General features: G+C 59.2%; 22 protein-coding genes. 11 read left to right on the forward strand and 11 right to left on the reverse strand.

The annotated features are described in order from the left end of the window. Nucleotides 1-12: 12 nt before the first annotated feature. A complete protein-coding gene (locus tag ABIT76_07265) occupies nt 13-1002 on the forward strand; it encodes a hypothetical protein (GenBank protein ID MEO7932939.1) in 990 nt (329 codons plus the stop codon). A 790-nt stretch (nt 1003-1792) separates the two neighbouring features. Here ABIT76_07265 and ABIT76_07270 read toward each other — a convergent pair. Next, nucleotides 1793-2227 (reverse strand): hypothetical protein, encoded by a 435-nt coding sequence (locus ABIT76_07270; protein MEO7932940.1) that lies wholly within the window; start codon nt 2225-2227, stop codon nt 1793-1795. Between the two features lie 251 nt (nt 2228-2478). Here ABIT76_07270 and ABIT76_07275 point away from each other — a divergent pair, with 251 nt between their 5' ends. The 6 genes from ABIT76_07275 (at nt 2479) to ABIT76_07300 (ending at nt 4856) form a co-directional block, all read left to right on the forward strand. Continuing rightward, nucleotides 2479-2988 (forward strand): hypothetical protein, encoded by a 510-nt coding sequence (locus tag ABIT76_07275; GenBank protein MEO7932941.1) that lies wholly within the window; start codon nt 2479-2481, stop codon nt 2986-2988. A gap of 28 nt (nt 2989-3016) precedes the next feature. Beyond that, on the forward strand, nt 3017-3529 hold the full coding sequence (locus ABIT76_07280) for a hypothetical protein (protein ID MEO7932942.1): 513 nt from the start codon (nt 3017-3019) through the stop codon (nt 3527-3529). A gap of 105 nt (nt 3530-3634) precedes the next feature. Then, nucleotides 3635-3967, forward strand: a complete 333-nt coding sequence (locus ABIT76_07285; protein ID MEO7932943.1) for a hypothetical protein — start codon at nt 3635-3637, stop codon at nt 3965-3967. Nucleotides 3968-3990: 23 nt separating this feature from the next. After that, complete coding sequence (locus ABIT76_07290) at nt 3991-4413, forward strand: hypothetical protein (protein MEO7932944.1); 423 nt, start codon at nt 3991-3993, stop codon at nt 4411-4413. Nucleotides 4414-4458: 45 nt separating this feature from the next. Beyond that, a complete protein-coding gene (locus ABIT76_07295; protein ID MEO7932945.1) occupies nt 4459-4644 on the forward strand; it encodes a type II toxin-antitoxin system HicA family toxin in 186 nt (61 codons plus the stop codon). Beyond that, nucleotides 4641-4856 carry a type II toxin-antitoxin system HicB family antitoxin gene (locus ABIT76_07300; protein ID MEO7932946.1) on the forward strand — a complete coding sequence of 72 codons (216 nt, stop codon included), beginning with the start codon at nt 4641-4643 and terminating at the stop codon, nt 4854-4856. The genes ABIT76_07295 and ABIT76_07300 overlap by 4 nt, the downstream gene beginning before the upstream one ends. 2 nt (nt 4857-4858) lie before the next feature. Here the strand turns inward: ABIT76_07300 and ABIT76_07305 are convergent, their stop codons facing one another. Further along, a complete protein-coding gene (locus tag ABIT76_07305) occupies nt 4859-6346 on the reverse strand; it encodes a CoA-acylating methylmalonate-semialdehyde dehydrogenase (GenBank protein ID MEO7932947.1) in 1488 nt (495 codons plus the stop codon). A 102-nt stretch (nt 6347-6448) separates the two neighbouring features. Between ABIT76_07305 and ABIT76_07310 the strand changes: the two genes are divergently transcribed. After that, nucleotides 6449-7612, forward strand: a complete 1164-nt coding sequence (locus tag ABIT76_07310; GenBank protein MEO7932948.1) for a peptidylprolyl isomerase — start codon at nt 6449-6451, stop codon at nt 7610-7612. Here ABIT76_07310 and ABIT76_07315 read toward each other — a convergent pair. Genes ABIT76_07315 through ABIT76_07325 form a run of 3 tightly spaced genes read right to left on the reverse strand, consistent with a single transcriptional unit; the run spans nt 7609 to nt 10524 of the window. Then, a complete protein-coding gene (locus tag ABIT76_07315) occupies nt 7609-8409 on the reverse strand; it encodes a polysaccharide deacetylase family protein (GenBank protein MEO7932949.1) in 801 nt (266 codons plus the stop codon). The two genes, ABIT76_07310 and ABIT76_07315, sit on opposite strands and share 4 nt — an antisense overlap. 21 nt (nt 8410-8430) lie before the next feature. Continuing rightward, nucleotides 8431-10008, reverse strand: coding sequence for a glutamine-hydrolyzing GMP synthase (gene guaA, locus ABIT76_07320; GenBank protein MEO7932950.1), 1578 nt, complete (start codon nt 10006-10008; stop codon nt 8431-8433). Between the two features lie 6 nt (nt 10009-10014). Further along, complete coding sequence (locus ABIT76_07325) at nt 10015-10524, reverse strand: peptidylprolyl isomerase (protein MEO7932951.1); 510 nt, start codon at nt 10522-10524, stop codon at nt 10015-10017. Between the two features lie 142 nt (nt 10525-10666). Here ABIT76_07325 and ABIT76_07330 point away from each other — a divergent pair, with 142 nt between their 5' ends. After that, nucleotides 10667-10933: a hypothetical protein gene (locus ABIT76_07330; GenBank protein ID MEO7932952.1), complete on the forward strand. Its 267-nt coding sequence runs from the start codon at nt 10667-10669 to the stop codon at nt 10931-10933. Nucleotides 10934-11038: 105 nt separating this feature from the next. After that, a complete protein-coding gene (locus tag ABIT76_07335) occupies nt 11039-12067 on the forward strand; it encodes a hypothetical protein (protein MEO7932953.1) in 1029 nt (342 codons plus the stop codon). 16 nt (nt 12068-12083) lie between these two features. On the opposite strand, the gene ABIT76_07340 is transcribed toward ABIT76_07335, so the two are convergent. From ABIT76_07340 to argA, 3 genes are all read right to left on the reverse strand, one after another. Continuing rightward, on the reverse strand, nt 12084-12347 hold the full coding sequence (locus tag ABIT76_07340) for a DNA-binding protein (GenBank protein MEO7932954.1): 264 nt from the start codon (nt 12345-12347) through the stop codon (nt 12084-12086). 64 nt (nt 12348-12411) lie between these two features. Further along, complete coding sequence (gene trpS, locus ABIT76_07345) at nt 12412-13383, reverse strand: tryptophan--tRNA ligase (GenBank protein ID MEO7932955.1); 972 nt, start codon at nt 13381-13383, stop codon at nt 12412-12414. A 3-nt stretch (nt 13384-13386) separates the two neighbouring features. Next, the gene (gene argA / locus ABIT76_07350; protein MEO7932956.1) at nt 13387-14670 is read right to left on the reverse strand and encodes an amino-acid N-acetyltransferase; all 1284 of its coding nucleotides are present in this window, start codon (nt 14668-14670) and stop codon (nt 13387-13389) included. Nucleotides 14671-14769: 99 nt separating this feature from the next. Between argA and tsaD the strand changes: the two genes are divergently transcribed. Continuing rightward, entirely contained in the window at nt 14770-15768 is a 999-nt protein-coding gene (gene tsaD, locus ABIT76_07355) for a tRNA (adenosine(37)-N6)-threonylcarbamoyltransferase complex transferase subunit TsaD (protein ID MEO7932957.1), read from the forward strand. Nucleotides 15769-15885: 117 nt separating this feature from the next. Here tsaD and ABIT76_07360 read toward each other — a convergent pair whose 3' ends face one another. From ABIT76_07360 to ABIT76_07370, 3 genes are read right to left on the reverse strand one after another with little or no spacing between them, the layout of a single operon-like run. Then, a complete protein-coding gene (locus ABIT76_07360; GenBank protein MEO7932958.1) occupies nt 15886-16584 on the reverse strand; it encodes a glycosyltransferase family 2 protein in 699 nt (232 codons plus the stop codon). Nucleotides 16585-16602: 18 nt separating this feature from the next. Continuing rightward, complete coding sequence (locus tag ABIT76_07365; GenBank protein MEO7932959.1) at nt 16603-18168, reverse strand: glycosyltransferase family 39 protein; 1566 nt, start codon at nt 18166-18168, stop codon at nt 16603-16605. Then, on the reverse strand, nt 18165-18809 hold the full coding sequence (locus ABIT76_07370) for a phosphatase PAP2 family protein (GenBank protein ID MEO7932960.1): 645 nt from the start codon (nt 18807-18809) through the stop codon (nt 18165-18167). The genes ABIT76_07365 and ABIT76_07370 overlap by 4 nt, the downstream gene beginning before the upstream one ends. Nucleotide 18810: the final 1 nt, after the last annotated feature.

Genomic DNA, 18810 nt, shown 5'->3' on the forward strand with positions numbered 1-18810 from the left:
TATTTTCCACCCATGTCCTTCACACCCGCCGAAGCCCTCGCCCTCCTCACCGCCGCCCAGCGCGACTCGCGGCTCGGGCACGCCTACCTCATCACCGGCGCCATTGGCAGCGGCAAACGCCAGCTCGCCGCCGACATCTTCCGCCTCATCAACCGGCTGCCATTCGACCCCAGCTCCGACCTCCTTTCCACCCACCCCGACGCCCACACCGTCGAGCCCGAATCCAAATCCCGCCGCATCGTCATCGAGCAAATCCGCGAACTCGAACGCGCCTTGCACATGAAATCCGGCCAGGCCGAAAAGAAACTCGGCGTCATCATCGAAGCCGACCGCCTCCAGCCGCAGGCCTCCAACGCCTTCCTGAAAACCCTCGAAGAGCCCCCGGCCAACTCCATGCTCCTCCTCCTCACCACCGCACCCGAGATGCTCCTCGACACCATCCTCTCGCGCTGCCTCATCCTCCAGCTTCGCCCCCCTGCCGAAGTCGTCCGCAGCCCGTGGGAACTGAAACTCCTCGACACCCTCAGCCAATATTTCGCCCAGCCCGCTCCCGCATCGGGGAGGGAAATCCCCCAGATCTTCGGCCTCGTCCGCGACTTCCAAGACATCCTCAACGACTGCAAAGACACCATCGCCGCCGAGAACAAGACCGAACTGAAGGCCGAGGAAAAACACCTCAAAGGCACCGTCGAAGCCCGTTACCTGGAGAAACTCGAGGAACAATACGACGCCCAGGGGGCCGCCCGCAGCCAGCGCGAACGCACCCACCTCATCGAGCTCCTCACCACCTGGTGGACCGACGTTTCCCGCCAGCGTGCCGGCATCCGCACCCACCTCGACCTCCCGCATTACGCCGCGCAGACCGAATGGCTCGCCGGCCAGGAGGACACCCTCGCCACCCTCGACCGCCTCGACGCCCTCGAAGCCCTCAAGACCCACCTCGCCCAAAACATCAACGAACCCCTCGCCCTCGAAGCCGCCTTCCTCAAAGCCTTCGCCTAAAGCTTCGCCTAACTCAGCCAGCCCAGCTTCTTCTCGATCCCACCCGGCACTTGCCGCAGATCCAGCACCGCCCGCCCGAGCACGGCTCCGTCGGAGCCGAATATCTCTAGAAGCACGCTCGGGAAAAGCCTGAGCGCCGTAGGTGCGACATCGGATTTCCCTCGTCCAACGACCAATGCCGGTCCTACGGACCTGATTCGACTGCCACTCGACTGGCTATAGATAGGCCGACCCTAAAGGGTCTATTTCCCTCGACCTAACCACATGCCTGCATCGCTTGGTTTAGGCGACGTTCGGATGACGTGGTCAGCGCGCATGGAGAGAGTAAGCTGCAAGGCAAAGCTCAAGACCAAAGAGCAGAAAGAAGGCGAAGCTGGTGAAGACGGATGGCCGCACTCCGCAATGCCGAAAAGCGCGAAGGCAGGCGAAGAATGTTGTGGACCAACCGATAACGCCAAGAGCAAACACAATGGTCGCGGGGATTAGGTTGGGTGGCGTGAACGGCGGCTCGCTGGAAATCGGCGGGTATGTGAACAGAAAGAGCACCGTGAATACGACGGGAATGAGGAATGCGCGTTGCAGTGCAATCCGTCCCGCAGTGCCTCGAACTGGAAGTTCGGACAAGGGAGATTCTGTATTCGTAATTGCAGCCTTCACGGGAGACGTGTGCTAGTCGCCTAACGACCCCAAGCTCAGCGACGGTGAGGCTGGCGCGATGGTTGCGCGGGCGAAGGCGGCGGAGCAGCCAGCATGGCAGCCGGAGCCGTTCGCTGCAGCGCATGGTTAGGCATCATCTTTTTCGTTTCCACTCTTCAAATCTCCGGCTGACGACTGCTGCAATCTTGTCGTAATTCTGCCATGTGTCCTCGACGTGATACATGCTGGGCAAGTCTCCGACAAGAGCAGCCTCGTAGTCCTCGAAATAAAGTCCGCCCTGTCCCTCTGTGCCATCGTAGTAAAATTTGGCGAACGCATTTCCCTCGTCGCTCAAGTCCTCGTCCCAGAACTTCTCGTCGCACTCTTTGGACAAGAACTGCCGTCCAGTCATCTGGCGAGCACGCACGGCGGCGAGAGATGCGGGTGACTCCTGTCGGTGGAACTCTCCCTCCAAGCCATTCGTAATGGCCCATGCGAGAAACATGCCGATATGCGTGCCGCCGTTCTCAGGAGGCAAGCCCTCTGGATAATCTCCTCCATAATGCCAATCAGCGCGGTCGTATGCCATAGCGTGTGATGATGCCTAACATATTGTAGGCGAAAGAGGTGCGTCCATTTTGAAAAACGCTGGAGAGAAACGGCATGGGGTTCAAGGTGCTCCAGCAAAGCAGGGAATGGCAAGTGCGGAACTCAGGCTCCAGCGGCATCGCTGACACCTACCGTCGAAAAAAAAATCACACCCCTCGAAAATAATTCGCCGGAACGCTTGACGAGATTCAACGGAATCTTTAGCCAGTTCCATCGTCGGGCGGTTTTCTTATGAAACTCGGGAACATTTCGGCAGTCACGGGATTGGACGACGCATCGGTGGTCGATGCGTCGGGCGGATGCACCCCGGACGGTGATTTCATTGCAACTCGCCTCTTCCCAGGCACTTGCGCAAAATTGGTCATCCGAACGCTCATCGTCGGTTTGGGGTCTGTAAACGTCGGTTTGCGCCGCATCAACGTCGGTTTCCACCCGGTGATCGTCGGTTGGAGGGTGTTCAGCGTCGGCATGCGGTCGGTGATCGTCGGTTCGCGCCGGATCACTGTCGGTTTGCGCCAGATCAATGTCGGATCGTGGGTGGTCAACGTCGGAGCGCCCGCGTTCAGCGTCGGCGCGCGCTTCCGAAAGGTCGCCCAGCCATCGTTCAGCGGCTTTTTGTCTGCGATGAGTCGTTTTTCCCCAGCCCACGGACCCTTTTCAACGGCAGGGCGCGGCTTTTCGCATCCGCAAAACGTCCCCGCCACCCCGCACCCTTTCCCGGAGCTTCTGCCGGGCAATTAAACGCAGCCATCACCACACACTACGACCCATGGAATACCATCAAGCCATTCAAAATCGCACGCAGCAAACCGTCGCCGTCATCAATGCCCATGTGCCCACGATGCAGGTCGGCCTCGTGACTGCGGCCGATCTCACCACGCAAAGCAATGCCCTCAACGGGCTGGCGCTCACCCGCGACAGCCGTCTGGCGGATTACGACGGGGCCGTGAATGCCGAGGCGGCGGGGTTTAACCTCCTGCGCAAGCTCAGTCTCGCGCTCCCACAGTCGGCCACCGGCGAACTCGACGAAGAGGTGCCCGCCGAGGCGAAACTCCTCAACCTCCTCGATGCCGTCTATTCCATCAATCCCAACACCACCGAGGCCGCCACGCAACGCGCGCAGAAAACCAAGGCGGCGCTGCTCGAGATCGATCCTTATCTGACCGGCTTGGTGCCGCCGCGCAACGCCATTACCAGCGGCGGACGCGGCCTGCCCGAGCTCACCGCTGCCCTCGATGCCCAGCCCGACCTGGAGCAAAACGTGGAAACCGAGGGCGCGTAAGTCACGAAAGCGCGCGGCGACCTGCGCCTGGCCGCGCGGGCACTCGACCGGCTGAACAAGCGTTTCTACAGCAAACTCGTTGCCGAGGCGCGCGACAACGAGGCCTTGGCGGCGGCTCTTTCGCAAATCCAGACCGACGATACCAACCAGCCCGCCACGCTCGGCATCCGCAAGCTCCTCCAAGGCGGCGCGAATGGCCTGCAAGTGCTGGTGAGCTACGACAACGCCAGCTTCGATGCCGACCTTACGAACACCCTCGAGTGGTTGGTGGAGGGAGCCGGGGCCGAGTTTGGCAACAATGTGGTGGCCGACCCGAGCGGCAACGCCCTGGGGCCCTTTGCCGTGGGTGCGGTGGTAAAATTGCGCACCCGAACGAAGAACGCCAACGGTACCACCACCGGCAGCGTCCGCACGCTGACGTTGCTCGCGCCGGTGTAGGCGAGGGTGCGTTTCATGTGGAGATGAATCCATCCAAGAAATCACAAAATTGGAGGCAGGCCGCTTTGGGGTGCTTTCCTGAACTGGACGATTTGCTATCCATTCCCGATGAGGGAGATGCCTGTTATCAATACTTCATCTGGATGTTTTCTCGGTTTGAAGAGGCCCTTGAGGAGGGAGCCAGAAATCGTGCAGGGAAGTATCTCCAGTTCGTTCTCCGCGCCTTGGGAACAGAGTTGCACTCAGACAGCGAAGATCTCCAAGCCGCCGCTGGAGTTTGCTTTGCCGAACATTTGTTTGATGAGCGCTCCGAGGAGGATTGGCAGTTCATTCTTTCGCTCATGTCGCGCGAAGATTATCTATTGTGCAGACCCTATCTCCAGAACTGGCTCGACGCGGAAGAATTTATCAAAGCCGAGGGTGCCGCAGACCACCATTATGCTTAATAGCGTGGAGCTTGACGTATCGAGCGCGGCAGAAAGACTGGGGCTGTGAAAGTCCGTCAGATTCTAAAGCTCATCGAAGACGATGGCTGGTATCTGGATCGGACGCGGGGCAGCCATCGGCAATATAAACATCGTGCCAAACCGGGTCTGGTCACTGTGCCAGGCAAGCCGGGCGATGATCTTGCGCCGGGCACGCAAAATAGTATTCTCAAACAAGCAGGTCTCAAATGAAGCACTACCTCATCATCATTGAAGGCACCGACACGGGGTTTTCCGCTTATTCTCCCGATCTTCCGGGTTGTGTAGCCACGGGTGCCAGCCGCGAGGAAGTGGAGCGGGAGATGCACGATGCCATCGAATTTCACGTCGAAGGGCTGCGTCTGGCCGGTTATCCGGTTCCCGAGCCACGTTCGCAAGCGGCCTATTGCGACATCGCTGCCTGAGCTTATTTCTCCGCCCAGATGTTGCCTTCGCCGTAGCTGAACCAGCGGCTGGTGGTGACTTTGAGTTGGGTGAAGAATTGCACGCCTTCCCTCCCCTGCATGTGCAAGTCGCCGAAAAAGGAGTCGTCCCAGCCGTTGAAGGGGAACCACGCCATGCTCGCGGGCACGCCGATGTTGATGCCGACCATCCCGGCTTTGACGCGGTGTTTGAATTCGCGCGCGGCTTTGCCCGAGCGGGTGAAGATGCTCGCGCCGTTGCCAAAGACGGAGCGGTTGGTGAGCTCGATGGCGGCGTCGAGGTCGTCCATCCGCATGACGTTGAGGACGGGGCCGAAGATTTCTTCGCGGGCGACTTCCATCGTGCTCTCGACATGATCGAGAATGGTCGCGCCGACGAAGAAGCCTTTCGGGGCGTCGGCGACTCGCACGCCGCGTCCATCGACGGCGATCTTCGCGCCGTGTTGCAGGCCGCTGGCGATGAGAGATTCCACCCGATCCTTGTGCGCCTGGGTAATGACCGGGCCCATCTGAGGCTGGCTGGCAGTGTCGGTCGGGCCGACTTGGATCGCTTTCGTGGCGTCGATCAACGTGGGCAGGAAATGTTTCGCCGCATCGCCGATGACGACGGCGGTGGAGCCTGCCATGCAGCGTTCTCCGGCGCAGCCGAAGGCAGCCTCGGTGACGCCTTTGACGCTCGGCTCGAGGTCGGCGTCGGGCATGATGAGCACATAGTTTTTCGCGCCGCCGTTGGCTTGGACGCGTTTGCCGTTTTGCGTTCCAGTTAGATAGATATGGCGGGCGACGGGCGTGGAGCCGACGAAGGAAATGGCGCGGACTTTCGGGTGAACGAGCAGCGCATCGACGACTTCGCGGCCACCGTGGACGATGTTGAAGACACCCGCTGGCAGCCCGGCTTCCTCCAATAACTCCCCAAGTCGAATGGCGGTGAGCGGGACTTTTTCGCTGGGCTTGAGGACGTAGGTATTGCCGCAAACGAGCGCGACGGGGACCATCCAGAGCGGGACCATCGCGGGGAAGTTAAAGGGCGTGATGCCGGCGCAGACACCGAGCGGCTGGCGGATGGCGTCGCAATCGATGCCGCGCGCGACGTTTTCGAGGATTTCGCCCATCAATAACGATGGAACTCCGCAGGCAAACTCGACCATTTCGATCCCGCGCCGGACGTCGCCCCGGGCTTCGATGGCGGTCTTGCCATGCTCGCGGGTGACGAGCGCGGCGAGTGCGTCGAAGTGGTCTTCGAGCAGAATCTTGAAGCGGAAAAAGATGCGGGCGCGTTCGGTCGGCGGGGTCTCCATCCAGCTCGGGAACGCGGCGGCGGCGGCTTCGACGGCTTCGTTGACCAATGCCGCGTCGCCCATCGGCACTTCGGCGATGACTTCGCCGCGCGAGGGGTTGAAGACGGGCGATGTGGGGAGATCGGAGAGGTTTCTCCATTCGCCCCCGATGTAAACCGGGCAGGGCGTGAGCATGAGTAAATCTAAGCGTCGCGCCCGCAGCGTGTCTAATGGGAATCGGCCCGGCAAAGATAGGGAGATTTTGCACCGTGCGGAAGGTGTGTTACAGGTTTGCGCGTGACATTCCCCTCGCTTCTCCGTTTCGTCTGTGTGCTCTGGCTGGTGGGCTCCACTTTGTTCGCGGCCAATGAGCCGATCGTGGCGAACACTTTGCCCGATTTAAGTCTGATGCGTGGAGGGGCCACGACGACGCTGGATGTGTCGAATGTCTTCGGACTGACTGGCGTGACCGGGCCGCTGGTGGAGTTTGTTTTTTCTGGCGGCCACATGTTTCTCGAGCTGTTTCCGACGACCGCTCCCGCGACGGTGGCCAATTTCCTGCGCTACACGGATAACAAGGTTTACGACAACACCATCATTCATCGTTCCGAGCCGGGGTTCGTGATTCAGGCGGGGGGTTATCAGTGCGTAACCAATCTACCGCATGTGACGACATACGACCCGGTGCCGAATGAATTTTCGATCTCAAACACCGCTGGCACCATGGCGATGGCGAAAGTGGACGGCGATCTGAACAGCGCCACGAGCGAGTGGTTTGTGAACCTGGCGGATAACACCGGGCTCGATGCGGACAATCAGAAGTTTACGGTTTTCGGACGTTTGATTGGCAACGGACTGGGGTTCTGCCAAAGCATCGCAGCATTGCCGAGGGTCGATCTTTTCCCCGGTGATCCGACGAATTCAGAAGACCCGAATAACTACGATCCTTTCAACACATTGCCGGTTTTCAACTACACGAGCGGTACGGTCTTTCTCTCGAATTTGCTCCTTCTCGAGACCGTTCGCCGCGTCCCATTGATCAAACTCGACAGCACCATTTCTGGCTACCTCACACTCACGGCCACGTCGTCCAACCCGAGTGTGATGGTTCCCACGGTCACTTCCAATGGACTGCAACTCACCAGCGGCAGCACGTCGGGCCAGGCTACGATCACGGTCACTGCAACCGACATTTATGGACAAAACGTGAGCACGACTTTCGTGGGCAGCGCGTTGACGCCATCGTATCTCGTTTCCCTTCGAGCCAGCCCCTCCAGCTATGGCTCCGTTCGCGGCGGAAACACCATTCTCGCGGGCAGCCGCATCACGGTCAAAGCCATTCCACGGGCGCATCGCCGGTTCCGCAAATGGACGGAAAATGGCCGCACGATCAGCACACGGGCGAGTTACGTTTTTACCGTCGGATCGCAGCGTTCGCTGGTCGCAGTCTTCAGCCGCTAACTGGCAAAACGATAACCTGCGGCCCGAATCTGCGTCACGAGTTCGCGGATGAATTCCACGCTGGCGGGTGAGCCGGCGGCGTCGGTTTTTCCCTCGTGCACGAGCAGGATGGCACCGGGTTCCAGTCCGGTCAGAATGCGCTTCATGCTCTTCTCCGGGTCGCAGCGCAGGCCATCGAAGGCGCGCACGCTCCAGCCGACGAGGGTGAGTTTTTTCCGTCGCAAAACACCATGAAGAAAGGGATTTTTGATTCCCGCAGGACAGCGAAACGCCGGGAGCAACGGGAGTTGCATCCGACTCGCAGTCGATTCGAACTCGTCCAGTTCGCGGGCGACTTTCCACCGCGGATAAATCCAGAAGCGGGCGAGGTCGTGGTTTTGCGTGTGGCTGGCTGCGGTGTGCCCGTGGCGTTGCAATGCGGCGAGCGCCTCGGGGAATGAGGGTAGTTTTTTTCCCATCAAAAAGAAGGTCGCGGAGACGCCCTGCGCTTCTAACATTTTCGCCAGTTCCACCGTGTCGGCGGAAGGTCCGTCGTCGATGGTGAGCCAGACGATTTTCTCACTCGTCGGCAGCCGCGCTAGGACCGGACCTAACATGGTTGAACGCGGATAAAGCAATGCGACTAACAACAGCCCGTGGGCCACGACCGCATACAGCCAGACCCATAAGTGTGTGACTCCGATCAGGCCGACGAGCAGCGGCGGAGTGAGGTTCCAGACTAACAACGCGCGCCTGAGCCAGACGCTGGACGCGGTCACCCGATGCTCAGACAACGCACGGGCGATCAGCGATTCCATTCGACTATGGAATTCCTAATTTTACTCCCACTCGATCGTCGCGGGCGGCTTGCTGCTGATGTCGTAAACCACGCGGTTGACACCTTTGACTTCGTTGATGATCCGCGTGCTGATGCGGGCCAGAATGTCGTAGGGCAGCCGCACCCAGTCGGCGGTCATGCCGTCCTGGCTCTCGACGATGCGCAGCGCGATGGTGTTTTCGTAAGTGCGCTCGTCGCCCATCACGCCGACGGAGCGGACGGGCAGGAGGACGGCGAAGGATTGCCAGACTTTGTAATACCACTCGGAGGCTTTCATTTCCTCGACAACAATGGAGTCGGCCTCGCGCACGACGCGGAGGTTTTCCTCGGTGATTTCGCCGAGAATGCGCACGGCGAGTCCGGGGCCGGGAAACGGCTGGCGAAAGACGACTTCCTTTGGCAAGCCGAGTTCGAGTCCGACCTTGCGAACTTCGTCCTTGAAGAGCTGGCGCAGCGGTTCGATGAGCTGGAAATCCATGTCCTCGGGCAGGCCGCCGACGTTGTGATGGCTCTTGATAAGCGACGCCGGATTGCCGTCGATGGCGACGCTTTCGATGACGTCGGGATAGAGCGTGCCCTGGGCGAGAAACTTGTATTGCGACTCGTCGCCCGGGGCGTGAGCGGACTTTAAGTCGCGTGTCGCCTGCTCGAAAACGCGGACAAATTCGTTGCCGATGATCTTGCGTTTTTTCTCTGGATCGGTGACGCCCGCGAGCTTGCCAAGGAAGCTGGCCGAGGCATCCACGGTGACCAGTTTCATGTGGAAGTTCTCGCCGAAAAGTTTCTGGACGGCCTCCGCTTCATTGGCGCGAATGAGGCCGTTGTTCACAAAAACGCAGGTGAGCTGGTCGCCGATGGCCTTGTGCAAAAGCGCGGCCGCGACGGACGAATCGACGCCCCCGCTGAGCCCGAGAATGACACGCGCATCGCCGACTTTGGCCCGAATCTCGGCGCAGGTCAGCTCGATGAAGGAGCCCATCGTCCAGTCGCTTTTCGCGCCGGAAATAGTGTGGACGAAGTTTTTAATGATCTCGCTCCCGCGCGGCGTGTGGACGACTTCGGGGTGAAATTGCAGTCCGTAAAACTTGCGGGTGGCATCTTCGACGACGGCGTAGGGCGAGTTTTCCGTGGTGCCGACCGACTCAAACCCGGATGGCAACTGGGTCACTTTGTCGCCGTGGCTGTTCCAGACGTCGATCTCCTCGGGCAGACCTTGAAAAAGCGGGCACGCGGTGCGGACTTTCAATTTGCCGGGGCCAAACTCGCGGCGGCTGGAGTTTTCCACTCGACCACCGAGATGATGCGCCAAAAGCTGCATCCCGTAGCAGATGCCGAGCACGGGCAAGCCCAGGGAAAAAATCGCTGGGTCGGGTTGCGGTGCTTTCTCGGCATAAACGCTGGCCGGGCCGCCGGAAAGGATGATGCCGCTGGCTCCGGCCTGCGCGAGAACGGCGGCGGGCGTGTCGAACCGCACGATTTCGGAGTAAACCTGGCATTCGCGCACCCGGCGGGCGATGACCTGAGTGTATTGCGACCCAAAGTCGAGAATGAGAATTTTGGAAGGTGCGGCAGCAGACATGCGAATTTATTTCTTAACGATCACCATCTTCATCGCGTCGCCGCGCTTGATCTGGTCCACCACGGTCATGCCTTCGCCGAGGACGCGTCCAAAAACGGTGTATTGCATGTCGAGATGCGGCGCGTCCTGGAGGACGATGTAAAACTGGCTATTGGCCGAGTTGGGGGCGTTTGTGCGGGCGGCAGCGAGGGAGCCGCGGGAGTTTTTGTAGGCTTTGTTGACCTCGAGCGGGAGGTCGGGATAAGTCGAACCACCCGACCCGGCTCCGGGAACATCGACGCCATTTTTAGTTTTTGGATCGCCGACTTGGGCGACGAAATTCGGCACGATGCGATGGAACTGGATGCCGTCGTAAAAGCCTTCGCCAGCGAGAAGAAGAATCCGCTCGACGTGTTTCGGGGCGGCATCGGGGAAGAGTTCTAGGTAAATGTCTCCAGCGGGCACTTCGACGCGGACAATGGGATCTTTGCGGTCGAGATATTGGGCGTCCGCAGGTTTGGAGGTGGTGTCGTTCATCTGCAAAACTAAGCAAACAGACCGGGCCTAGCACAAGCGCGGAATTTTTTAATTTCTCCAAGCCACATCGCGAGTTGCATCGTTATGGGATTGACCCCGGGTTGCAGTCGCATGTATTACTAACTCGAACCCCTCCCCTATTATGATCGAGCTTGAAGTTTATGCGGCTGGCGTCCGCGATCCCGACAAAATCCTCGAACTCGAGCACGCGCTCGAAGTGCTGGTCGGCTTGCGTTACAAAATCGATGCAAACCACGACGTCGTTTACATGGATCTCGATCAGCCGACGGTGAATCTCCAGGAACTGAAGGATCTCTTTCGCCGCGCCGGACTGGACCCGAAATTTGTCGGTTCCGTCCCAGCGGAAATGACGAAAAAAGCGAAGACGCAGAAGATCACCATCCGCTAAATCGGGCGGTAAATTCTTTATCGGCGGGAATAACGCCCGCGGCCTCCATCGGCACCGTTCCTGCTTAGGAACAGGTATGCTTTTTATCACGGGAAATTCTCAGGTATGACACCCTCCCGGACGATCAACCTGATGCGGCTGCTGTTTCTGGCCTTCACCACCAGCATTGGCTGGCTCTGCATCGATCTCGGTCGCGGCCCTCTCTGGATCGGGGCCTGCATCGGCATGGTGGCGGGTTTGATCACGATTTTGGTGGACCGCCTGCTCGACGGGATTCGGCTGCGGGCGTTCTCATCGGCCACTTTCGGGCTCCTCATCGGTTGCGTCTTCGCCCATCTTTTGCGTGCGTCCGGCGTGCTCGATTATGTGCCGGAAAGGACCGCTTGGATGATCAATCTCGGTGCCTACTGCTTTTTCGGTTACATGGGAATGATGCTCGCCGTCCGCAGCAATCGCGACGAATTTTCCCTCATCATTCCCTACGTTCGCTTCCGGCAGCAATCGGTCCAGGAACAACCCGTTCTTGTCGATACCAACATCGTTATCGACGGTCGCATCACCGAGCTTTGCCTCTCTGGCTTCATTCGCGGACCACTCATCGTCCCGCGTTTCGTGCTCAACGAACTCCAGCGCATGGCCGACTCCGGCGATTCAATCAAGCGTGAGCGTGGTCGGCGCGGTCTCAGTAAACTGCAGGAAATGCAGCTCTCGGAGATTGTAGGCGTCACCATTCACGAGACGGATACCCAAGCCATTGGCGACGTGGACAGCGAACTGATCCGGCTGGCGCAGATATTGGGAGCCCGCATTATTTCCAATGACAGCGGACTTTGCCAGGTCGCACGGCTGCAAAAAGTCAACGTCCTCAACCTCAACGAAATGGCCAAAGCCTTGCAAATGAAGGACTTGCCCGGAGACGAGTTGGAGTTGCATCTGGTCAAGGAAGGCCGCGACTTCCATCAGGCGGTCGGCTACCGCAACGACGGAACGATGGTCGTGGTGAACAACGCCCGTCATCTCATCGGCGAGACGGTCGATGTTGTCATCAGCAGTTTTGTCCAGACGAACGCCGGTCGGCTGACCTTTGCCGAGTTGAAAAATATGGAACACGCGCCGCTGAAAGCCAGCGCCTGAGCAAACCGAGTTAGACTTAATTCAGCGTCCGCTCGTAATCCACCAGCCGGTTGAGCGCGGCGGCAAAATCCTCGAAAGCCGGGGCCGGAATCATGATCGTGTCGCGGCGTCCGTTCACGTCTTCGGTCACTTTCAGAAAGCGTCCGCGGGCGTTTTCCTTGAGGTCCAGAAAGAAAACTTTGCGGTCAATGATCACTTTTTCGCTCGCGATCGGCGCATCGTGCACGCGCTCATTTCCACCGCGGGATTCATTTCTTTCGGACCACTCTGATTCGGACATAAACGTGTTTTTTGGGGCTGAATCTTTGTTTTAGATTCTAAATGAACAATGTCAACCTCGCTCTTTAACTCCGCTGCAAGCCCACGGCAGAGCGGACTTTGAGCAGTGTCTTTGAGGCCACAGCCTGCGCCTTTTCGCTGCCTACGCTGAGAATTTTCTCCACACGAGTTGGATCGGATTGTAACTCGGCCCGGCGTTCCCGCATCGGCGCGAAATGGGTCCAGATCGCCTCGAAAAGCCGGTTTTTGAACTCACCGTAACCAATTCCGCCCGCCCGAAAATCGGCTTCCATGCGAGTTACATCCGACTCAGCGGCGAAGTGACGATAGAGCGCGACGATGCTGGAAGTCGCCGGATCCTTCGGCGATTCCACCGGAGTCGAATCCGTCTGCAGCTGGCGGATTTTCTTGAGCAACGCCTTTTCTTCCAGAAACAAATCGATGGTGTTCCCGTAGCTCTTGCTCATTTTTTGGCCGTCGAGTCCGGGCACGGTCGCGACTTCCTCGCGAATGATCGGTGTCGGCAGTTTGAAGGTCGCGCCGTATTGTTCGTTGAGTTTGATCGCGATGTCGCGGGTCACTTCCACGTGCTGTTTTTGATCGCGCCCGACGGGAACGAGGTCGCTCTCGTAGAGTAAAATATCCGCCGCCATCAGCACCGGATAGGCAAACAACCCGTGATCCGCCGCGATCCCGCGCGCCGTTTTGTCCTTGTAGGAATGGCACTTTTCTAAGAGCGACATCGGCGTCACCGTGCTCAAAATCCAGGAAAGCTCGGTCACCGCTGGCACGTCCGACTGCACGAAAAGGCAGGCTTTTTCCGGGTCCAAACCGCAGGCGAGAAAGTCCAGCGCCACGCTTTTCACATAACTCCGCAACTGCGCCGGGTCGCGCACGGTCGTCAGCGCGTGGTAATCGGCAATGAAATAATAGGCGTCGCCGCGCTCCTGCAATTCGATTGCGGGCCGCATGGCGCCGAGATAATTGCCGATGTGCAACGTGCCTGAGGGCTGGATGCCGGTGAGGATGCGCGGCATGAGTTATTTCGAGATGGATTTGACGAGCACCTTGCTATTGCGACCGCTCGCGTCGTATTTCTCGCGTCGGCTGGCGGGCAGCACGTCGGCGGACGTCTCCACGAAGCCGCCTTTCTGGTGCAAATAGGCAAATGCACGGGTCGAAAGCGCGAAGATTTCATTGAAACTCCGCTCACGCGCCAGGTTCTCGACAAAGGCCATCAGCTTTTTGCCGTGCCCTTGATTCTCCGCGCCTTTCGCGACGTAGAGACAGGCCAGTTCGGCCTTCGATTCCTCGGGAAAGGCATGAAGCGCCACGCAGCCGACAAGCCGACGGTCGATTTCCAGCACCCAATAATCCTCGATTCGCGCGACGATGTCGGCCCGCGTGCGATGGATCAATTCCTCGTTATCGACCGACTCGCGGATGAGATTCATCACGCCACGCACGTCCTTTTTGTAAATGCGCCGAATCTGCTGGTAGTCGTTTGAGAAAATCATCGTCCCGACGCCTTCATTGGAGAAAACCTCGGTCAACAACGCCTCATTCAGATTGCCGTTGATCAAATGCACTCGCGGAATGCCCAACCGGCAGGCGCGGGCGGCGTGGTCGAGCTTGGACGCCGTGCCGACGGGCAGTTTGGCGCGGTGCTTTTTGAGAAGATCCTCCGTCTCCGGCACGGAAAGCTGCGCCACGAAACGCCCGTCGATCACCACGTCCGGGTGAGCCGAAATGAAAATAATCTTCGCCGCGTGCAGCGCCTCGGCGACTTCCAAGGCTATGGCGTCGGAGTTCACCCGGAACGTGCGGCCCTCGCCATCGAACCCGAGCGGCGGAATCACCGGAACGATTCCCTCATTCAAAAACAGCTCCAAACAACGGTCGTCCACGCGCTCGACACGGCCGGTGTTTTGGTTGTCCACCCCGCCCAAAATGCCTGCCGGATGCGCGATCACGGTGTTCGCGTAAGCCGCCCGCAGATCGACATTGGTCAGGCCCTGCATGATCTCGTTGGTGAGATTGATCGCAATGTGAGTCGCGATCTCCAGCGTCGCGTCGTCCGTGATCCCAGTTCCATCGGTATTGGAGAGCGCGACGTGCTCTTTCTGGCCCGCCGCCTCGATCTGAAAAGCCGCGCCGTGAATCAGCACGACCCGGATGTTCAACGAACGCAAGACCGCGATATCGAGGAGAATATTGGGGAAATTGGGAGACGCCAGCACCTCGCCATCGATGGCAATCACGAAAGTCCGCTCCCGAAAACGGGGAACGTACTGCAAAATACCGCGGAGATCGGAGACCTTCATCTGCGGCCAGTGAATATCAATTTGGCGGATCGGAAAACAAGAAACTATGCCGGGTAATTTTCTCTGTGTCCGCTCCGGCACGTGTGAAATAGTCGGGCGATGATTCTGGCGATTGAGACTTCCTGCGATGAGACGGCAGTCGCGTTGTATTCAGCGGAAAAAGGCGTGCTGGCGTCGGAGATTTCGTCGCAGATTTTGCTCCATCGTCCGTATGGCGGCGTCGTGCCGGAGGTGGCGTCGCGCAGTCATTTGGAAGTAATCGAGCCGCTGATTCGAGTTGCATTGGAATCAGCCAAAGTGGCCGTCAGTGACATCGATGCGTTTGCCGCCACGTCGGGTCCGGGGCTCGCTTCGTCGTTGCTCGTCGGCTCGTCGGTCGCGAAGGGTCTCGCCGTCGGGTCCGGCAAACCCTATCTCGCCGTCAACCATATCGAGGGTCATCTGCTCTCGCCGTTCATCGGAAATCCGGCGGGCGTGCTGCCGAATCTTTCGCTCGTGGTCAGCGGCGGTCACACGCTGCTCGTCGAGGTGGGTGGGGCAGGCGATTACCGATTGCTCGGCCGCACGGTCGATGATGCCGCAGGCGAGGCTTTCGATAAAGTGGCGAAGATGCTCGGACTGCCGTATCCGGGGGGGCCGGAGATTGATCGCGTGGCGAAAACCGGAGATCCGAAGCGCTTCGATTTCCCGCGTTCGATGCTGAAGAGCGGAGATTTTCAATTCAGTTTCAGCGGACTGAAAACGGCGGTGCGCTATCTGTTGCCGAAGCTGAAACCCGACGATCTGGCGGACGTTTGCGCGTCATTTCAGGAGGCGGTGATCGAGGTTCTGGTCGGCAAAGCTCTGGCTGCGGCCAAAAAAACGCAGTCGAGTTTGATTGCAATCAGCGGAGGCGTCGCGGGAAATTCCCGTCTGCGCGAAGCGATGACGCACGCCTGCGTCAAGAATGGATTGGAACTCCGGATCGCCGCTGGAAAATATTGCGGCGATAACGCGGCGATGATCGCCCACGTCGCGCAAAAACATTTCGAGCGTGGCCTTTTTTCCGATCTGGATGAGGAGATTCAGCCCAATCTCAGCCTCGACTGGCTGCGCTGATTTCCTTGGGAGCGCCCGCGTCTCGCGGGCAGTTCTCGGCGTCCCGCCGAGAACCTTTCCAGATGTGTTGCGTGGGACACGCAACACTGGCCGCGAGACGCGGGCGCTCCCCGGGGTCTAACTTTCCGGTTTGATCCGGTAATCCACCCGGCGTGAGTTCAGCCAAGCCACTCCAAACATGTCCATCGTGGCCTTGATCGCACGGTTGCCGAGGCCGTATTTGCTGATGCCAAACTGCCGGTGCCGGTGATTCACCGGGGTTTCCACCACTTTGTAACCCGCGTTTTTGATCAGCGCCGGAATGAAACGATGCATTCCGTAGAAGGGCAGCAGCGCGCGGCGGCATTCGGTTCGCATTGCCTTCAGACTGCAACCCGTGTCGCGCACGCCGTCGCCGATGAAGCGACTCCGAACGAAATTGGCCACGCGGCTGGTGATGCGCTTGACCACCGTATCGCGGCGTTTAGCGCGGTAACCGCAGACGAGGTCACCGCCGTTTTCCACGGAAGAGACGAGTTTCATAATATCGGCAGGATCGTTTTGCAGGTCGCCGTCGAGCAGGACGATGATGTCACCTTTCGCCGCCATGATGCCGGCATACATCGCAGCGCTTTGGCCGGCATTTTTCTCAAAAGCGAGCACGCTCACGGTCGGCTTGCGCTCGATTTTGGCCACGGTGGCGTCCTTCGATCCATCATCGACGAAGAGGATTTCGTAATCCTGTCCAGCCAGGCCGGACTCGAGTTGTTGCTGGAGCGGGGCGATATTTTCCTCCTCGTTGTAGAGCGGAATGACGACGGAAATGTGTGGACTCATGGAGATTTTGGCGGGGTCTTAGAGAGGCAGGGTCTTATAATTGGTGCAAATGAAAAAGCGAATTTTGCGGACGAGCAGCCCATTTTTCGTGATTTCCCGCTCGCCGAAATACTCCCAGCGCTCGAAGCCGCGCATGAGCGCCTCCGCCGGTTTGCCCTCGGCGCGGTCGGTGACGTAGAGCGCGTTTTTGCCCATGAATCGATTCACACCCGCTTCTTCAGTGTTGAATGGATCGAGTTCGTGCGGCGCGGCATCGTCGAAAGTGTCGTAACTCGGCCAGAAGGAATATTGGTTCTGAATCATCTGCGACTCGGGGATGTAAACCGGCGGATCGCCCGCTCGCATCACCGGTTTTTCGGGCAGATACCAGGCGAGCGAGGCGGCGACCTGGTATTTGTTGGCGATCAGGAAAACCGGGCCGCCGGTCTTGGCTTCGACCTCACGGCGAACCTCGGCGACGGTTTTTCCCGTCTCGGTCCAGCCTTGCAGACGCGTGCCTGCGTCATATTCGTAGGGCCAGTGGATGCCCATTTTGCGGAGCGGTTCCGTGCCCATCGCGAGCAGGGAAATGAAAACCCCTAGCACGAGCGCGGCCCGCGCCCAGATGCGAAACCACGGCTTGCGCTCGAACCGGCGCAGCCAGTCGCGCGTGGCAAAAATCGCCAGCGTGACCATCGCGGGCGCGGTCCAGTTCGCCTCGCCGGCTTCCTTTAGCGACAATCCGAAGTAGAGAAAAATCAGCGGCGCGGCGAAGGAAATGAGGAAGGCTGTCTTGCGATGGTTGCTGAAATTCCAGAGTCCGGCGAAAAAACTCCAGCCGAGTCCGATCAATATCAGCGGCGAATAGACGCCGAGATGTTCGCCGAGGAACTTAAACGGCTCCTCCGGGTGCAGCGCGAAACCGGTCTCCAGATTGCCACGTTCGCTCAGGTGCGTGAGCGTGATCCAGTCGTGCTCATTATTCCAAAGCACCGGCGGAATCATGCAGAGCGCGGCAATGAGCAGCGCGAGATAAATGCCAAGCCGCCGCCACTGGATTCTCCATGCGGGCACGAGGGAAATCACCGCCGCCATCGAGAGGAGCGCGGCAAGATTGGTGTATTTCGCGAGCGAACCGAGCCCGACCGCCAGCCCGGACAGCAGCCACCACGGGCTCCATCGGGGTGTGACTTCGATGGCGCGCCAGAAGCTGTAAACCCCGAGCAGCCAGAAGAAAATCGACAGCGGATCGATCGTCATGAGAAGTGCGCCGATATTAAAAATCGGGAGGCATTGCGTCAGGATCGCCGCCCAGAATCCGGCGCGTTCGTCGTAGATCCGCCGGGCGAGTCCGAAGACGAGCAGCGACGTTCCCAAGCCCAGCAGCGGACTGAGCGCGCGCACGCCAAATTCCGTCGCGCCGAAGAGCTTTGTCGAAGCGAGAATCGTCATCGCCACGCCCGGTCCCTTGGAATAATAGGCGAGGTCGGGATGCTGCGACCATTGGTAGTAATACGCCTCGTCGGGCGACAGCTCGAAGCGTCCGCAAATCAGCAGCCGCAGCACCGTCAGCACGGCGAGAATCAGAAAAAGTCGTGTCTTCATTTCAGCAGATCAGGATGCAACTCCGCCGTCTTCGGAAACCAGCGCGGGCCGAGCCGCCGCCAGAGCGCGTTGCAAATGAGGAAGAGCAGCAGCGCCTCGCCCACCCCGAGAAAGATCGAAACCACCACATCGCTGGGATAATGCGCGCCGACGTAAATCCGCGAATACGCCACCAGCGCCGCCGGCAGAAAGAGCAGCCAGCCGCGTCCGCGAAAAAATACCGCCGCCAGCGTCGCCATCGCAAAATTATTCACCACATGCGACGACGGAAACGAGTTCCCCTCCACCGGTTTCTCCGACGGACGCGCCATCTTGATTTTCAACGGCTTGCCCAGCGCCAGCAGACGCGGCGACGCGTTTGCCAGATCGACCATGCGCACGTCGGCCCGGACGTCGTTGGGTCGTGGACGAGCCACGCTTTTCTTGAGCGATTTGCTGCTCACGCCATCGAGCAAACCCAGCGTCAGCCCCGCGCAAAGCACGAACGCCCGCACCCGGAAATTGCCAAAAATCAGCATCAGCCCGCCCGCCAAAATCAGGAGCGGCATCCACACTGCCACACAGGAGGCCACCGCCATCACCCAGTCCAGCGCGGGACTTGTCCAGGTGCGGTTGAATAAATAAAGTAACTCCAGGTCCATC

The sequence above is a fragment of the Chthoniobacterales bacterium genome (assembly GCA_039930045.1).
Lineage (GTDB): Bacteria > Verrucomicrobiota > Verrucomicrobiia > Chthoniobacterales > DASVRZ01 > DASVRZ01.

Bases quoted from the DNA above. Each gene is read 5' to 3' on its own strand.
- ABIT76_07265 (MEO7932939.1), top strand. From the start codon at position 13: ATGTCCTTCACACCCGCCGAAGCCCTCGCCCTCCTCACCGCCGCCCAG.
- ABIT76_07270 (MEO7932940.1), bottom strand. From the start codon at position 2,227: ATGGCATACGACCGCGCTGATTGGCATTATGGAGGAGATTATCCAGAG.
- ABIT76_07275 (MEO7932941.1), top strand. From the start codon at position 2,479: ATGAAACTCGGGAACATTTCGGCAGTCACGGGATTGGACGACGCATCG.
- ABIT76_07280 (MEO7932942.1), top strand. From the start codon at position 3,017: ATGGAATACCATCAAGCCATTCAAAATCGCACGCAGCAAACCGTCGCC.
- ABIT76_07290 (MEO7932944.1), top strand. From the start codon at position 3,991: ATGAATCCATCCAAGAAATCACAAAATTGGAGGCAGGCCGCTTTGGGG.
- ABIT76_07300 (MEO7932946.1), top strand. From the start codon at position 4,641: ATGAAGCACTACCTCATCATCATTGAAGGCACCGACACGGGGTTTTCC.
- ABIT76_07305 (MEO7932947.1), bottom strand. From the start codon at position 6,346: ATGCTCACGCCCTGCCCGGTTTACATCGGGGGCGAATGGAGAAACCTC.
- ABIT76_07315 (MEO7932949.1), bottom strand. From the start codon at position 8,409: ATGGAATCGCTGATCGCCCGTGCGTTGTCTGAGCATCGGGTGACCGCG.
- guaA (MEO7932950.1), bottom strand. From the start codon at position 10,008: ATGTCTGCTGCCGCACCTTCCAAAATTCTCATTCTCGACTTTGGGTCG.
- ABIT76_07325 (MEO7932951.1), bottom strand. From the start codon at position 10,524: ATGAACGACACCACCTCCAAACCTGCGGACGCCCAATATCTCGACCGC.
- ABIT76_07330 (MEO7932952.1), top strand. From the start codon at position 10,667: ATGATCGAGCTTGAAGTTTATGCGGCTGGCGTCCGCGATCCCGACAAA.
- ABIT76_07335 (MEO7932953.1), top strand. From the start codon at position 11,039: ATGACACCCTCCCGGACGATCAACCTGATGCGGCTGCTGTTTCTGGCC.
- ABIT76_07340 (MEO7932954.1), bottom strand. From the start codon at position 12,347: ATGTCCGAATCAGAGTGGTCCGAAAGAAATGAATCCCGCGGTGGAAAT.
- trpS (MEO7932955.1), bottom strand. From the start codon at position 13,383: ATGCCGCGCATCCTCACCGGCATCCAGCCCTCAGGCACGTTGCACATC.
- argA (MEO7932956.1), bottom strand. From the start codon at position 14,670: ATGAAGGTCTCCGATCTCCGCGGTATTTTGCAGTACGTTCCCCGTTTT.
- tsaD (MEO7932957.1), top strand. From the start codon at position 14,770: ATGATTCTGGCGATTGAGACTTCCTGCGATGAGACGGCAGTCGCGTTG.
- ABIT76_07360 (MEO7932958.1), bottom strand. From the start codon at position 16,584: ATGAGTCCACACATTTCCGTCGTCATTCCGCTCTACAACGAGGAGGAA.
- ABIT76_07365 (MEO7932959.1), bottom strand. From the start codon at position 18,168: ATGAAGACACGACTTTTTCTGATTCTCGCCGTGCTGACGGTGCTGCGG.
- ABIT76_07370 (MEO7932960.1), bottom strand. From the start codon at position 18,809: ATGGACCTGGAGTTACTTTATTTATTCAACCGCACCTGGACAAGTCCC.